The sequence below is a fragment of the Massilia sp. HP4 genome, from assembly GCF_005222695.1.
Taxonomy (GTDB): domain Bacteria; phylum Pseudomonadota; class Gammaproteobacteria; order Burkholderiales; family Burkholderiaceae_D; genus Telluria.
Genome location: NZ_STGG01000007.1, coordinates 19,433 through 33,773 on the forward strand (window position 1 = coordinate 19,433; position 14,341 = coordinate 33,773).

The following is a 14,341-nucleotide window of genomic DNA, read 5'->3' on the forward strand; positions in this document are numbered from 1 at the left end:
CGATCCGTGGAGCCCCATTGCCGAGCGTGCAGGGCGAGCGCTCTGTGCGCTCGCCCACGCACGCATGTGACATACCTCGATCAGGCGGTCACTGGACGGCCCGGCGCCTGGCGATAGGCCCAGGCCAGCATGACCAGGGCCGCGACGATCATCGGCAGCGACAGCACCTGGCCCGAAGTGATCGGCAGGCCGAACACCGTGGTTTCCCAGTCCGGCACGCGGAACCACTCGGTAAAGAAGCGCGCGCAGCCATACAGCAGGGTGAACATGGCCCCGACGGCCAGGCGTGGACGCGCCTTGCGCGCGAACAGCCACAGGATCACGAACACCAGCACGCCGTCGACCAGCGCCTGGTACAGCGGCGACGGATGGCGGGGACCGGCCACGCCGGGCCACAGCATGGCCCACGGCAGGTTCGGATCGGCCAGGCGGCCCGGCAGTTCGGCGTTGATGAAGTTGCCCATGCGGCCGGCCGCATACCCGAGCGGCACCAGCGGCGCGATGAAGTCGTAGACGTCGAGCAGGTTGCGCTTGCGCTTGCGCGCCCACAGCGACATCGCGATCAGGACGCCCAGGAAGCCGCCGTGGAAGGACATGCCGCCCTTCCAGATCATGAAGATCTCGAGCGGGTGCTCGAGGAAGTACAGCGGCTGGTAGAACAGCACCTCGCCCAGGCGGCCGCCGACGATCACGCCCAGCATCCCGTAGAACAGCATGTCGTCCAGGTCGTCGCGGGTCCAGCCCTGCGCCGCCACGTGGGGCATGCGGATGCGTACCCGGCCCAGGATGATGAACAGGGCGAAGGCCACCACGTACATCAGGCCATACCAGTGGATTTGCACCGGGCCGAGCGCAATCGCGATCGGGTCCGGCTGCGGATGAATCAGCATAGTCAGTCTCTCTTCAGTAATTCGAGGAAGCCCTTCAGTACGGGCGAATCGTTATCGCGCCGCCAGGCCAGGCCGGTTTCGGCCAGCGGCGCCGGGTCGATCAAGGCACGGTATTCTACGCCGGGACGCATCAGGTTCGACACGGATTGTGGCACAAGTGCCAAGCCCATGCCGCCGGAAACCAGGCTGACGATGGTCTGCATCTGGATCGCTTCCTGGCCGATGGTGGGCAGCACGCCGGCCGCGCGAAAGGCAGCGAGGATCGCATCGTGCAGGCTGGGGGCCACCGCGCGCGGGAAGATCACCAGCGGCAGCGGCGGCAGGTCGCGCAGGCGCACCGGGCCAGGCTGCGAGAGCGCCGGCAGGCCGCTCGGGGCGCACAGCACCAGCGGCTCGTCGACGATCTTGAGGTAGGCGAGCGCGCCGTCGGCCATGGCGTCCGGCATGCCAGGCTGCGGCGGGATCACGAAGCCGGCGTCGATGCGGCCCGAGAGGAGTTCCTCGAACTGGACGTCGGAAGTCGCCTCTTGCAGCACCAGGCGCACGGCGGGGAAGGCCGCGCGATAGCGGCGCAGCACGTCGGGCAGCATGCCGAGACCCGCGGTCGAGACGAAGGACAGGGCCAGGCGGCCCGCTTCGCCGCTGGCCGCGCGCCGCACCAGCTCGGGCAGGGCCGCCGCTTCCTCGAGAATGCGGCGCGCCTCGGGCAGCAGGGCGGCGCCGGCCGCGGTCAGCCCGACCATCCGCCGGTTGCGCACGAACAGCGGGGCTTTGAACAATTCTTCGAGGTTGGCGATGCTTTGCGACAGCGGCGGTTGGGTCATGTGCAGGCGGCGCGCGGCGCGGCCGAAATGCAGCTCTTCGGCCACGGTAACGAAATGGCGCAGCTGGCGCAGTTCGGGATGCATTGGTGATGGGTCAGGTGCTGTGATATGTCCAATGTATCACAGCGCCCGGCGGCTTGGCCCGATTGGCTGGTCTAGCGGCGCTTGTCGAGGGTCTTCTTGACTCTCTCGTTGCGGCGCCTGTCCTGCACTTCATGTTCCTTCTTCTTGTCGAGTCCGAGCATCTTCTCGATGAACTCGAACCAGACGAAGGCGAATGCCACCAGACCGGCGATGATCCACCAGGACAGGTCGGCAAAACGCCAGACTTCAAAGAAGCGCAGGGCGGCCAGGGCAACGATCAAGAGGATTAAGGGCATGGTGTAGGTTCCTTCCAGCCCTGCATCTTACAAAGAAAAGAATGCCGACGGGCAAAAGTTGTCTATTTCTTGTTACAGGATATTGGTAAACGTGGCGATCGCGTTACAGAGTGTATCGCCCCCATTTACCTGCGGGGAAAGGGGGTAGAATCCACTCAGTCATCAATTCGGAGAAACAAATGAAGCGGTCCCTGATGTTGTGTGTGGTGCTGTCGGCTTTCGCGTCGTCGGGTGCCTTCGCCCAGGCCGACCTGGCCAAGGCCAAGAATTGCATGGCTTGCCACACCGTCGCCACCAAGCTGGTCGGTCCTGCCTACAAGGACGTCGCGCAGAAGTATGCGGGCCAGAAGGGCGCCGAGGACAAGCTGGTGCAAAAGGTGCTGAAAGGCGGCTCGGGCACCTGGGGCCCGATCCCGATGCCGGCCAATCCGCAAGTGAGCGAGGCCGAAGCGCGCTCGCTGGTCAAGTGGGTGCTGGCGACCAAGTAAGTCGAACAGATTCGCAAACAAATGAAGCGCGCCTGCGTGAGCACGGCGCGCTTTTTCTTTGGCTAAGCATGACGACCGCCCAAACGATCCACTAGGGTCAGAGTCGAATTAATTGGCAATTTCCTTAAAACCTTACGAATCAATTAGGGTCAGAGTCGATTTCTTTGACAACTTTTTGCTCAAACGAAAGTTGCTATTGATTTTATGCGCCGTGAGGATATAGCTCGTTGGGTAGGAGACGCTTGCGTCGAGCAAGGTCAAGTTCAACTTAACCGCCGCTTGACCATAGTCACATGGTGGGGAATTGGCAGGTGCACTGCAGCGTTGGAAAGACCGCCAGAGCCGGGAAATTGCTCAGTAAGTCGACTCTGACCCTCATTGATTCGTAAGGTTTTGGGGAAATTGCCAATTAATTTGACTCTGACCCTAAGGGTTGGTTTGGCTTGCTGCATTGGCGGCTCGAAGCTGGTCGGCGTTGCACGCGCGGGTAAAGCGCCTCGTCGGCTACACTGGTGGCCCACCTATCAGGAGCAAGCATGAGAGTGATTCGGACCGCAAGCATCGCATTGAGCATGGCAACCTTGTGCGCAACGAACGCGTTTGCACAGCAAGTCAATATCAAGCCTGGACTGTGGCAGATCGACATGACGCTGCCAGGCCAGGCGGGCGGCAATCAGATGGCGGGTGTCGTCGCGCTGATGAAAAGTCAGATGGCCTCGATGTCGCCGGCCCAGCGCGCAGAGATCCAAAAAAGGCTGGGCGCCAGTGGAACGGAATTCTCCGACGATGGCTTGCGCACGAAACAGTGCATCACCAAGGAGGATGTCGCGAAGTTCGACCTGTTCGGTAAAAAAGGGCCAGAGGGCTGCACCAGGAATGCCACGCCGGTCGCTGGCGGCGTGAATGTGAGCATGCAGTGCACCCAGCCGCAAATGAAAATCGATGCCGTCGTGAGGACCCCGAGCGACACCGCCTATACCTTCGACTCGACTGCCACCGTGGCCGGTCCGAACGGCATGATGGTGACCCAGAAAACCACCGGCTCAGGCAAATGGCTGGGCAGCGATTGCGGCAATGTCGCGCCAGTGTCTGGCAAGGGATGAATGGGTTCCGCGCGGGGGGACGATTGGCGGCCCCCCGATTTTAATCGGTCTTCTCCAGGAAAATCTGGCGACGTGACAGTCAGCGAATCACATCCATCCGCGTACGCTTGCCGCCCTTGTAGGTATACAGCGTCAGCGCGCCATTCAGGATGTCGCCCGAGGCATCGAACTGGATGGTCCCGGTCACGCCCTCGTACTTGATCTTCTTGAGCTCGGGCAGGTATTTGGCCGGCTCGGCCGATTTGGCGTTCTGCATCGCGGTCGCCATCACCATCACCGAGTCGTACACATACGGCGCATACAGCTGCACCTCGAGCCCCGTCTTCTGCTTGAAGCGGTTGCGGAAGTCGGCCATCACCTGTTCTTGCGCGCCTTTCACGCCGCCCGCTTCGGCGCATACGACCTTGTCCTCGCCGACCGCGTCGCCCGCCAGGCGGCCCAGCGCCGTGGTGCACATGCCGTCGCCGCCCATGAAGCGGGCATTGATGCCGAGCGCCTTCATTTGCTTGAACATCGGGCCGGCCACCGCGTCCATGCCGCCAAAGAACACCAGGTCGGGCTTCTTGGCGCGGATCGCGGTGAGGATGGCGGTGAAGTCGGTGGCAGTGGCGGTGGTGAACTGCTTGTCGACGATGCGCACGCCCGGCCCCTTGGCCGCCTTCGCGAATTCGGCGGCCACGCCCTGGCCGTAGGTGGTGCGGTCGTCGATCACGGCGATGTTCTTGACCTTGAGCGTCTCGACCGCATACTTGCCGAGGGTGCCGCCCAGCTTGGCGTCGTTGGCCACCACGCGGAACACGCCCGGGAATTTCTGCCTGGTGAACTGGGTCGCGGTGGTGGCCGGCGAGACCTGCACCAGGCCGGCGTTGTGGTAGATGCGCGAAGCCGGCACGCTGGTGCCCGAATTCAGGTGGCCGACCACGCCATTCACCCTGGCGTCGGCCAGTTTCTGGGCCACCGCCGTGCCTTGCTTGGGATCGCTGGCGTCGTCCTCGGCCAGCAGCTGCAGGGTGACCTTCTTGCCGTCGATGGCGAAGCCCTTGGCGTTGAGCTCATCGATCGCCATGCGCGCGGCATTCTCGTTGTCCTTGCCGAGGTGGGAATTGGGACCGGAGACCGGCCCCACATGGCCGATCCTGACGACCTGCTGGGCGCCGGCGCTGCCGGCAACGAGGGACATGATGAAAGCGAAGGCGATGAACCTGGGGCTGGACCGCATGGACGTCTCCGAAAGGGATGAATTGCCGAGCAACGTTACAGCAATTCACCGCCTTCGGAAAGCGATAAATACAGGGTCGCGTTCAGCGCGTGATGCGGCGCCTGGCGACGTCTGCCAGCGTCTTCGACAAGCCCTGGGCGCCGGTCTCGCTGCTGGCGGCCATGTAGCCGCGCACATAGGCGGCCTGCTTGGCGACCTGGCTGCTGCCGCCCTTGAGTTCCTCGAGCAGGTGGTCGGCTACCGCCATGTCGTTCAAGAGACCAAGGCGGTCCTGCAGCCTTTCCAGGTGGCCCACGTAGCGCTTGACGCGGCGCGCCGGCAGCAGGTCGCGGAAGAACTCGGCCGCATAGCGCGCCTTCTTGGCCGCGATGCGCACCCGGTGGCGGCCCGGCGCGTCGCCTTCTTCCAGGCCGCCGATGCGCTTGGCCAGCCGCTTCTCGGCCTTGCGCAGCAGGGGCAGGGCAGCCTTGGCGGCGCGCTCGGCCAACGGAGAGTCCTTGGCCAGCGTGCCGTCAGGACGCCAGCGGCGTTCGCCGAGCCATTCGTTCAGCTGCGTCATCAACTCGAGGTAGCGCGGCTCGCGCAGCACGTTCAGGATGTGCGCGTGATGGGCATGTGCACGCTCGTGCGCGGCCTGGCGCAGCGCCGAGGAATCGAAGCCCTGCACCCGTTCGAGGGTGGAGTCGGCCAGCACGTCCCAGTCGCGCGCCGGTCCCAGTTCGCCGGACAGCCACTCGATACTGGCGTGCAGGGCGACCGGCGGTGGCGCCAGGTCTTCGAACATCGCGAGCAGCGCGCGCAGGCGGCGCAGGCCGACCCGCATCTGGTGCAGGCTCTCGACGTGCTGCGCGAGCACGCCGGGCACATTGGCTTCGATCTGCCGCACACAATTGAGTCCGATGGACTGGAAGGCGTCTTCCAGGGTCATGCGCCCGCGCAGACGCACCGGTTCGGCCTTGATCGCGCGGATTGGTTCTTCCTTCGGCAGCGGCCGGTCTTCCTGCGGATCGTCCGCGGCCTGCGGCGCGGCGGCCGGGATGGCGGAATCCGGGCGCAATTCCTGGTCCAGCTGCTTGAACGATTCCAAACCGCTGGCCGCCCTCTCGAGCGGCTTGTTGTCCGCCGTTTCGGCGTTCTTCGGCGCCCGCTGCGCCGGCTTTTGTTGCTTGGCCATGGTGGTCCTTTCACTGACAAGACGTCGATGAGCCTAGCATACGCTTGCTTACTGTCCAGTCTGTCGCCACATGACAGGAAGATGACATCGGGCCGCGCGGGCCGGCGCGTTTACTTCGCGATACGATAGATGACGTCCACGCCCTGCACCAGCTTCTGCACGCCGACCAGCAGCGGATCGCGCGGCGCAGCGACCGGGGCATGACGCGGTCCGTCGGCGGCCAGGCCCATCGCATTCGACAGGTTTTTCAGTGGGGCGAGCGCGACGCCGTTGGCCGGTCCGAGCTTGGCGCCGATGCCGCGCGCGATGTTCTGCGCCTTCAGGCGCGCGGCGCCCAGCGCCTGGCTCACCAGCTCGGCCTCGATCTTGTCGCCGTCGCTGCGGCTGAAGGCCACGGCCAGCGATTCGACGTTGGGCATCGCCATCAGGGCCTGGATCAGCGCGGTCCAGCCATCCAGGTCGCGCACCGTGGCATGGATCGCGGCGCGGGTCTCGATCGCCTGCACCGTATCGCCCTGCTTGAGCGGGCGGCGCCACAGGTCTTGCACCGAGATGTCCTCGACCGCGACGCCATGCTGGGCGAGCAGCGCGCGGCTGGCGTCGAGCCGCTCGCTCACCAGCTTCCAGGCCGCCTCCAGGTCGGCGTCCTGGCTGACGATCTCGAAATCGATCTCGCCCGTATTCGGCATCACGTGCAGGTCGGCGGCGGCGTTCACGTGGATGAAGGGATAGGACGGGAGGTCGGCGGCCAGCGCCGGAACGAAGGGGGAGGCTGCGACGGCGAGTGCGACGGCGAATTGCTTGAGCATGACGGTCCTTGTGATGGCGGGATCACTCCCGGTGACGGTCAGCTTAGGTTATCTAGACATTGATGTCTAGAAGTGCGCGCTATTCCATGTGGCTTGCATGAGCGATGGATGACATGGACTGTCAGTCGCAGAAGCGCCGGTAGGCCCGGTCGCGGAAGTAATGGGCGACGGCGTCCGGCCCGTGGCTGGGATCGCACAGGGCGACGTGGCCGTCTGGTCGCACGAGATAGTGGGCGTTGCGCGCGAAGCCGGCTTCTTCGTGGCGGCGGCTCCAGGCGAATTCGCGGATCGGCATGCCGTGCAGCAGGCACCAGGCGCGCAGGCCGTCGCCCGCTTCGCCGTAGACCTGCACCTGCCAGTCGATCTTGTCCAGCGGCGCGTGGTTGTCCACGCCATCGGCCTCGACCCAGGGCAGCCGGTCGCCGGCCGTGATCGTCCCTGCGCTGCCGATGCTGAGCGGGCTATCGTGGTAGTCGATCGTGATTTGCGAGACGATCTTGAAGATCAGGTCGCGCATCGCATCGATGCCATAGGCGACGGTGGCGAACAGCGGTGCAATGCGGGTGCGCATGAAGTCGGCGAAGTTGCCCTCGGCGGTGATGAAGTTGAACATGCGGTCGGTGGTGTCGACCAGCTTGCGCGCGAACGCGATGCGCTCGGTTTCATAGCTGTCGAGCAGGCTGTCGGGCGCCTCGTGGCGCACCACGGCGGCCAGTTTCCAGGCCAGGTTGACGGCGTCGCCGATGCCGGTGTTCATGCCCTGGCCGCCGGCCGGGCTGTGCACGTGGGCGGCGTCGCCGACCAGGAACACCTGGCCGCTGCGGTAGTGATTGGTGACGCGGTGATGCACGCGATAGGTCGAGAACCAGTGCACCTGGTCGACCCGCAGCCCCAGGCTGGACAGGGCGCGGTGGCTGACGTCGTCGAAGGTGTAGGGGCCGCCGCCGTCGCGGCCCCCGGCGTGGACCCCGTGCACGGTGCCGACCAGGCGCCCGCGGCCGGTATCGGTGTAGGGCAGCATCAGCACGAAATCGGCGGTCTCGAGCGAGACATGCACCTCGCCGTCGGCCGCGACACCGGCCGCCTGGACGTCGGCGACATAGAAAATGTGGTCGTAGGTACCGCCCGGGAAGCCGGCGCCGAGCGTCTGGCGCACGGTGGAGCTGGCCCCGTCGCAGCCGGCCAGGAAGCGTGCCTCGCATTCGCGCAGGCCGCCGTCGGCGTCGCGCAGGCGCGCCACCACGTAGTCTTCGCGGTCTTCGAAGGCAAGGAGCTCGACCAGCCGTTGCACGTGGACCCCGGCTTTCTCCAGGTGGCGCAGCAGGAGCCGTTCGTGCTGGTCTTGCGGATACACGAGCACGAAGGGATAGGGGGTGAGCTTGTCGCCGGCATCCTGCAGCGACAGGCGTGCGCGGCGTTTGCCCTTGATCCACATATTCAGGGCGACGTTGCGCTTGCCGGCGGCGATCGTTTCGTCGGCCAGCCCGAGCTGGCGATAGAGTTCGAGCGTGCGTGCCTGGACCGCCATCGCGCGCGAGGTCGTGCCAGGCTGCGCCGCCTTGTCGACGATCGCGACCTTGACCCCCTGGTGCGCCAGCCACAGGGCCAGGACCATGCCGGTCGGCCCCGCGCCGGCGATGAGCACGTCGTACCTGTCCACCGCCGTCTCCTTCATCTATTTTACTCAGATGCCGGCGTGGCGCAATGGTTCCGCGGACGTTTGCCGGTCAGGTCAGTCTACTACCTCGAAATCCAGGTCGCGTCCCTCCTGCGCCAGGTTACCGGCGAAGTCGGCGGCGTGGATGCGCAGGATGTACTGGCCCGGCGCGAGTTCGCCGATGCGCCAGCTGCCGGTCTGGATCTCGCCATCCTGCAGGCGGTTGTTGAGCGCGTAGTCGAACTGGGTCGACTTGCTGCCATAGACCGTGATGCCGCTGGTCGGCGCGTACACGGCCTTGACGGCGTCCTGGTTGCGCGGCAGGCGGTCGTAGGCCTGGGTGATGACGGCATGTTCGTAGCCGGGCAGCGCCGTGCCGTCGGCGCGCAGCAGCTGGTATCCCAGCTTGTACAGGCCGAGCTTGCGGCGCGCCAGGTTGCCGTTCACCTGGTCGTAGGCGTTGACGACCACCTGCACGTCGCCCAGGCTGCGCGCCAGCCGGATCGGCTGGCCCTTCCTGGCCACGATGCGCTTGCCGGCGCCGTCGTACAACGCGATGCTCTGGATGACCGGCGCGACGGTGTCGCGAAAGCCCACGAACGGCAGCGTCAGCGGATTGACCACGTTGCCGCCCTGGTAGTAGTCGAGGTGGACGTGGGCCATGGCATTGATGGTGCCGAGCGGATCGCCCACCGCGAAGCGGGTGCCGCGCGGGACGCGCACGCGCTCTGCTTTACCCTTGGCGTCGCGCAGGATCTGGAAACGCGGATCGAGCGGCCGGCCCTGCGGATCGCGGCCGACGCGCATGTGGATATAGGACAGCGTGCCCACGCTCAGGCCTTCGCTGAGCGTATTGAAACCCCAGTTGGCATGCGGGTCGGTGACCTTCGATGGGAACACCGCCAGCACCTTGGCGCCGACGTCGGCGCGCACGTCGAGACCGGCGTGGAAGTGGTGGCGGCTGTCGCCGTTATAGGCGCCGCGCACCTCGCCCATCACGCCGACGACTTCATGCGCCATGTCTTGCGGGCCGACCGGCCAGGGCATCGATTCGCTGCGCTTGACGAGCGCCGGACGCGCCAGCACCGGCGCAGCTTCACCCTCGCGCGGCGGCGCCAGCCGGTGCACGCGGTGGGCATTGGCATCGGCCACCACCAGGCTGCCATCGCGGCCGACCGCGATGCCGCGCGGGCCGTACAGCTGCACCGTGCCGTCGCTGCCGAAGCCGTTCGGGTCGAGCGGGCGGTCGACGTCCTGCAGCGGCCGCAGTTCTCCTTCCGGCGTCAGTTGCAGGATGCGCCCGCCTGAGCTGGCGGCAATGTACAGGTAGCCGTCGCGCGTGAGCGCCAGGCCCGCCGGACGCCGCAGCGGCGGGCGGACTTCTCCTTCGAGCGGGATCGCCAGCGTGTCGACCGTGCCGTCGGGCTTGATGCGGCGCACCGCGTGGTTGCCGGTGTCGGCCACGTACAGCGTGCCGTCGCGGCCAGCCGCCAGCGCGCTCGGGGTGTCGAAGCCGGCGTCAAGCAGCGCGCCATCGAGCAAGCCGGGTTTGCCATTCCCGGCCAGCGTCGTCACCGTGCCGTCAGGGGCGATGCGGCGGACGCGGTCGTTGTAGGTGTCGGCCACGTAGACGATGCCGGCATCGTCCACCGCGATGCCGACCGGGCCGTTGAACTGGGCCGCACGGCCCACGCCGTCCAGGTAGCCGGGGCTGCCGCTGCCGGCCAAGGTGGTCACCGCGCCATCGGGCGCCACCTTGCGCACCGCGTGGTTGCCGGTGTCGGCCACGTACAGGTTGCCTTCATGGTCGAGCGCGATGGCGGATGGGGTGTGGAAGGCGGCGGCGGCGCCGATGCCGTCGGCAAAGCCTTCCTTGCCGCCGGCCAGGGTCGAGACCGCGCCATCGGGCTGGATCAGCCGGATGCGGTTGGCGTCGCCGCCGTCGGCGACATAGACCGCGCCGCGCGGGCCGATCGCCACGCCATACGGGTCGCTGAAGCGGCTGGTATTGGCCGGGCCGTCGACTGCGCCATCGCGGCCGTCGCCGGCCAGCAGGCTTACCCGTGCGGGCCAGAACGGCGTGGTCTTGGCGACCGGCGGCGTCAGGATGGCCAGGGCGCCGGGGCGTTGCTCGATGGTGTCGGTGAAGTAGACGGCCGTGCCGATGGCCAGGATGGCGGCGCCCACGAGCGCGGCGATGAGGGGAGTTCGTTTCACGAGTACGGCCGAATGATTGTTCAAAATGCACGTGGGGTGGGCGGCAACGCCGTCCACCCCACGAGGAATGACGCGGAAAGGATCAGATCCGCAGATCGTCCAGCGATTTGCCCTTGCCCAGCGCCTCGACCACCCATTTCGGCTGGCGGCCGCGGCCGGTCCAGGTCTGGGAATTGTCGGCAGGGTTGTGGTATTGAGGATTCACCTTGGCGCCGCTGCCCGCCTTCTTGCCCTTGGCGCCGCCCTTGGCCAGCAATTCCTCGACCGAGATTCCCATATTCTGGGCGATCTCGAGAATCTGCTCGCGTGCTTTCTTGACGTCTTGCTGCTGGCGGTTTTTGATCTCCTTTTCGATATCGAATTGAAGACCTTTCAGCTCGGCGAGGTTATAACCCGACAGATCGATATTTGCCATTTTGTTTCCATCCTTGATGAGGTGATTCGATTCGTTTCGAAGTGCCGCGCAGGGATTTTACTATTTAATCGTCAAATATGAATGACAATCGTGCGCGGGGTTAATTTCGAATCAAATCCGTGGCAAATCGTTAATGCAGACGGGGTTATTTGCCCAAATTCTGGAGATGGGAAATTTCTTGGGAAACGGCGCGGGTCACGGCCTGGCCCAGGGTGTCGTGCAGGCTTGTGCGAATCTCGGCGGAAAAACCCGCCATCGCTTTATCCACTGCTTCGGCGATGCCGTCGCGCAGCCGCTGTTCGAGCACGAAATCGATTCGGCCCTGCAATTGCTGCAGTACGCGTTCGGTGAGGCGGCGTTCCATGACGCTCCATTGCTCGCCGCTCCAGCGGTCGGCCGCCCGCCGTTCCAGGCCTTCTGGCGAGTCCGGGTCGCCGCCATCCCCGTCGTTGGTCGCCGCGACCGGGGCCGCCGACAGCACTGGCGTCACCGGCGCGCTCGGCACTTGTGGCGTCGACGATTCGGCGACGACTTCGGTCAATACGGGAATGCTGGCATCGAAAGCGGGATCCTGGTTCATGTCTGTCCTGCGACGAAGTGGGTCAATGGATAGGATTGCTTTTTATATGCGACATAGCGTTTGCGTCCTTCGGCGGCATCGTCCTCATCGATTGAAATGATTTCGAACACGCGCGCGAATTGCGCGAAATTGTTCGGCGTGCGGCGCGTGAGGTTGACCAGCATATCGTGGTGCGGCAGTGGCGCGTCTTCATTATCGGTAATCACGATCGGCGTTTGCGGCGCCAGCGGATCGGCAGCCATCACGTGTGGAATGAAATCGGTATCCCCCACGTTCCACAACGCCGCATTCAAGGCTTCGGCCTGCTCCTGGCTTTCTGCCAGCACCACGACTTTGGCGCGCGCGCCATATGCCTTGCGCGCCAGCCGGCAGGCATAGGACAGCTTATCGGGAATATTGGTATGGAAGTCGATCCGGGTCATGGCATTACTAAAAAAGCGGGAGGGACAAACATCCCTCCCTTCACATTATGCGTTCATGCCGCTATGGCGCAGCAGGGCGTCGATCGAGGGCTCGCGGCCGCGGAAGGCCTTGAACGATTCGAGCGCCGGACGCGAACCGCCCACGGCCAGGATCTCGCGCTGGAAGCGGCGGCCGGTTTCGAACAGGTCGGCGCCGCCTTCGACGGCTTCTTCGAATGCGGCGTAGGCGTCGGCGGACAACACCTCGGCCCATTTATAGCTGTAGTAGCCGGCCGCATAACCGCCCGCGAAGATATGGCTGAACGAATGCTGGAAGCGGTTGAACGACGGCGGCGTGATGACGGCGAAGTTGCGGCGGATGTCGTCGACCAGGCTTTGCACCTGCTGGTTGTGCGGATCGAAGTCGTAGTGCAGGTGCATGTCGATCAGCGAGAACTCGACCTGGCGCAGGGTCTGCATCCCGGACTGGAAGTTCTTCGCCGCCAGCATCTTGTCGTACAGCGCGCGCGGCAGCGGTTCGCCGGTCTTGTAGTGGGCCGTCATCTGCTGCAGCTTGTCCCACTCCCAGCAGAAGTTTTCCATGAACTGCGACGGCAGCTCCACCGCATCCCATTCGACGCCCGAGATGCCGGCCACCGACAGCTCTTCGACTTCGGTCAGCATATGGTGCAGGCCGTGGCCGAATTCGTGGAACAGGGTGGTCACTTCGTCGTGCGTGAACAGCGAAGGCTGCAGCACGCCGTCGCTAATGGCCGGCGGCGTGAAATTGCAGACCAGGTAGGCGACCGGGGTCTGCACGGTACCGCCATCGAGCAGGCGGCGGCCGCGCGCATCGTTCATCCAGGCGCCCTGCGCCTTGCCGGCGCGCGCATACGGGTCGAGGTAGAACTGGCCGACCAGCTGGCCGTTGCGTTCGATGCGGTAGAAACGCACGTCAGGGTGCCACACGGGCGCTTCCTCGGGAATCACGTCGGCTTCGAACAGCTGGCGGATCACGCCGAACAGGCCTTCGATCACCTTGTGTTCGGGGAAGTACTCTTTCACTTCCTGGGCCGAGAAGGCATAGCGCTGTTCGCGCAGCTTTTCGGAGGCATAGGTGACGTCCCAGGATTGCAGTTCGTCGATGCCCAGTTCGGTGCGGGCGAATTCGCGCAGCTCGGCCAGGTCCTTCTCGGCGTACGGACGGGCGCGGCGCGCCAGGTCTTCGAGGAACTCGATCACATGCTGCGGGCTCTGCGCCATCTTGGCCACCAGCGAGACGTCGGCGAAGCTGCCGTAGTCGAGCAGGCGCGCCTCTTCGTTGCGCAGCTTGAGCAGGTTGACGATGTTCGACGAGTTGTCCCACTTCTCGACCTCGGTGAACATGATGCCGGCGTCCGACGCCTTGGTGGCGCTGGCGCGATAGATCTTTTCGCGCAGCAGGCGGTTGTCGGCGAACTGCAGCACCGGGAAGTAGGACGGGAAGTGCAGGGTGAACAGCCAGCCGGATTTGCCATCGCGTTCGGCGGCGGCTTTCGCGGCAGCCTTCACGTCATCGGGCAGGCCGGCCAGTTCTTGTTCGCTCTCGACGACCAGCTTGTAGTCGTTGGTCGCGTCCAGCACGTTTTCGGAGAAGCGGGTCGAGAGTTGCGACTGCTGTTCCTGGATTTCGGCGAAGCGCGGCTTTTTATCGTCGGGCAGCTCGGCGCCGCCCAGGCGGAAGTCGCGCAGGGCATTGTCGACGATGCGCTGGCGGACCGGGTTCAGGCTGTCCCAGTGCGGGCCGTTGCGCAGCTGCTTGTACTTGGCGAACAGCGCCTCGTTCTGGCCGATGGCGGTAGAGAATTCCACTACCTTCGGCTGGTTCTCGTTATAGGTGGCGCGCAGTTCGGGCGTGTCCACCACGTGGTTCAGGTGGCCGATCACGCCCCAGGCGCGGCCCAGGCGTTCGCTGGCGTCGTCGAGCGGGGCGAGCGTTTCCCAGGTGACGTCATCGACCGGGGCTTCGAGCCGGGCCACGACGGCATTCGCTTCTGCGATCAGTTGTTCGATGGCGGGCGTGACGTGTTCGGGCTTGATCGCGTCGAAGCGCGGCAGGCCCGAAAAGTCGAGGAGGGGGTTGGTAGCGGTCGTCATCGTAGTCCTTCGTAGGGTCGGCGGCTCTGCCGCCGACGCGGTGATTGT

At 65.1% G+C, this 14,341-nt stretch carries 14 protein-coding genes; 2 read left to right on the top strand and 12 right to left on the bottom strand.

Translation table 11 applies throughout. The features are described from left to right. Window positions 1-80 precede the first annotated feature (80 nt). From lgt to E8M83_RS02000, 3 genes are all read right to left on the bottom strand, one after another. Entirely contained in the window at window positions 81-890 is an 810-nt protein-coding gene (gene lgt, locus E8M83_RS01990) for a prolipoprotein diacylglyceryl transferase (protein WP_137171727.1), read from the bottom strand. Window positions 891-892: 2 nt separating this feature from the next. Beyond that, entirely contained in the window at window positions 893-1,798 is a 906-nt protein-coding gene (locus tag E8M83_RS01995; protein WP_137171728.1) for a LysR family transcriptional regulator, read from the bottom strand. 71 nt (window positions 1,799-1,869) lie between these two features. Next, window positions 1,870-2,094, bottom strand: coding sequence for a TIGR04438 family Trp-rich protein (locus tag E8M83_RS02000; RefSeq protein ID WP_137171729.1), 225 nt, complete (start codon window positions 2,092-2,094; stop codon window positions 1,870-1,872). Window positions 2,095-2,273: 179 nt separating this feature from the next. Here E8M83_RS02000 and E8M83_RS02005 point away from each other — a divergent pair, with 179 nt between their 5' ends. Both E8M83_RS02005 and E8M83_RS02010 read left to right on the top strand, forming a co-directional pair. Next, window positions 2,274-2,582 (top strand): c-type cytochrome, encoded by a 309-nt coding sequence (locus E8M83_RS02005; RefSeq protein ID WP_123071839.1) that lies wholly within the window; start codon window positions 2,274-2,276, stop codon window positions 2,580-2,582. 512 nt (window positions 2,583-3,094) lie between these two features. Next, complete coding sequence (locus E8M83_RS02010; RefSeq protein WP_206077412.1) at window positions 3,095-3,685, top strand: DUF3617 domain-containing protein; 591 nt, start codon at window positions 3,095-3,097, stop codon at window positions 3,683-3,685. Window positions 3,686-3,764: 79 nt separating this feature from the next. Here the strand turns inward: E8M83_RS02010 and E8M83_RS02015 are convergent, their stop codons facing one another. The 9 genes from E8M83_RS02015 to E8M83_RS02055 form a co-directional block, all read right to left on the bottom strand. Then, on the bottom strand, window positions 3,765-4,904 hold the full coding sequence (locus E8M83_RS02015) for a branched-chain amino acid ABC transporter substrate-binding protein (protein ID WP_137171731.1): 1,140 nt from the start codon (window positions 4,902-4,904) through the stop codon (window positions 3,765-3,767). An 82-nt stretch (window positions 4,905-4,986) separates the two neighbouring features. Continuing rightward, window positions 4,987-6,078, bottom strand: a complete 1,092-nt coding sequence (locus E8M83_RS02020; protein ID WP_137171732.1) for a CHAD domain-containing protein — start codon at window positions 6,076-6,078, stop codon at window positions 4,987-4,989. 110 nt (window positions 6,079-6,188) lie between these two features. Further along, window positions 6,189-6,887, bottom strand: coding sequence for an SIMPL domain-containing protein (locus E8M83_RS02025; RefSeq protein WP_137171733.1), 699 nt, complete (start codon window positions 6,885-6,887; stop codon window positions 6,189-6,191). Between the two features lie 121 nt (window positions 6,888-7,008). Then, a complete protein-coding gene (locus tag E8M83_RS02030; RefSeq protein ID WP_137171734.1) occupies window positions 7,009-8,547 on the bottom strand; it encodes an FAD-dependent oxidoreductase in 1,539 nt (512 codons plus the stop codon). 72 nt (window positions 8,548-8,619) lie between these two features. Next, the gene (locus E8M83_RS02035; RefSeq protein WP_137171735.1) at window positions 8,620-10,761 is read right to left on the bottom strand and encodes an NHL repeat-containing protein; all 2,142 of its coding nucleotides are present in this window, start codon (window positions 10,759-10,761) and stop codon (window positions 8,620-8,622) included. Window positions 10,762-10,843: 82 nt separating this feature from the next. Then, complete coding sequence (locus E8M83_RS02040; protein WP_137171736.1) at window positions 10,844-11,176, bottom strand: H-NS family nucleoid-associated regulatory protein; 333 nt, start codon at window positions 11,174-11,176, stop codon at window positions 10,844-10,846. A gap of 145 nt (window positions 11,177-11,321) precedes the next feature. Continuing rightward, window positions 11,322-11,756 carry a hypothetical protein gene (locus tag E8M83_RS02045; RefSeq protein ID WP_137171737.1) on the bottom strand — a complete coding sequence of 145 codons (435 nt, stop codon included), beginning with the start codon at window positions 11,754-11,756 and terminating at the stop codon, window positions 11,322-11,324. After that, on the bottom strand, window positions 11,753-12,178 hold the full coding sequence (locus E8M83_RS02050; RefSeq protein WP_137171738.1) for a DNA polymerase III subunit chi: 426 nt from the start codon (window positions 12,176-12,178) through the stop codon (window positions 11,753-11,755). The genes E8M83_RS02045 and E8M83_RS02050 overlap by 4 nt, the downstream gene beginning before the upstream one ends. A 45-nt stretch (window positions 12,179-12,223) precedes the next feature. After that, on the bottom strand, window positions 12,224-14,293 hold the full coding sequence (locus tag E8M83_RS02055) for a M3 family metallopeptidase (protein ID WP_137171739.1): 2,070 nt from the start codon (window positions 14,291-14,293) through the stop codon (window positions 12,224-12,226). Window positions 14,294-14,341: the final 48 nt, after the last annotated feature.

Excerpts from the sequence above, each read along its gene's own strand:
- E8M83_RS02000 (WP_137171729.1), bottom strand. The coding sequence starts at position 2,094 with ATGCCCTTAATCCTCTTGATCGTTGCCCTGGCCGCCCTGCGCTTCTTT.
- E8M83_RS02020 (WP_137171732.1), bottom strand. The coding sequence starts at position 6,078 with ATGGCCAAGCAACAAAAGCCGGCGCAGCGGGCGCCGAAGAACGCCGAA.
- E8M83_RS02025 (WP_137171733.1), bottom strand. The coding sequence starts at position 6,887 with ATGCTCAAGCAATTCGCCGTCGCACTCGCCGTCGCAGCCTCCCCCTTC.
- E8M83_RS02005 (WP_123071839.1), top strand. The coding sequence starts at position 2,274 with ATGAAGCGGTCCCTGATGTTGTGTGTGGTGCTGTCGGCTTTCGCGTCG.
- lgt (WP_137171727.1), bottom strand. The coding sequence starts at position 890 with ATGCTGATTCATCCGCAGCCGGACCCGATCGCGATTGCGCTCGGCCCG.
- E8M83_RS01995 (WP_137171728.1), bottom strand. The coding sequence starts at position 1,798 with ATGCATCCCGAACTGCGCCAGCTGCGCCATTTCGTTACCGTGGCCGAA.
- E8M83_RS02050 (WP_137171738.1), bottom strand. The coding sequence starts at position 12,178 with ATGACCCGGATCGACTTCCATACCAATATTCCCGATAAGCTGTCCTAT.
- E8M83_RS02055 (WP_137171739.1), bottom strand. The coding sequence starts at position 14,293 with ATGACGACCGCTACCAACCCCCTCCTCGACTTTTCGGGCCTGCCGCGC.
- E8M83_RS02015 (WP_137171731.1), bottom strand. The coding sequence starts at position 4,904 with ATGCGGTCCAGCCCCAGGTTCATCGCCTTCGCTTTCATCATGTCCCTC.
- E8M83_RS02045 (WP_137171737.1), bottom strand. The coding sequence starts at position 11,756 with ATGAACCAGGATCCCGCTTTCGATGCCAGCATTCCCGTATTGACCGAA.
- E8M83_RS02040 (WP_137171736.1), bottom strand. The coding sequence starts at position 11,176 with ATGGCAAATATCGATCTGTCGGGTTATAACCTCGCCGAGCTGAAAGGT.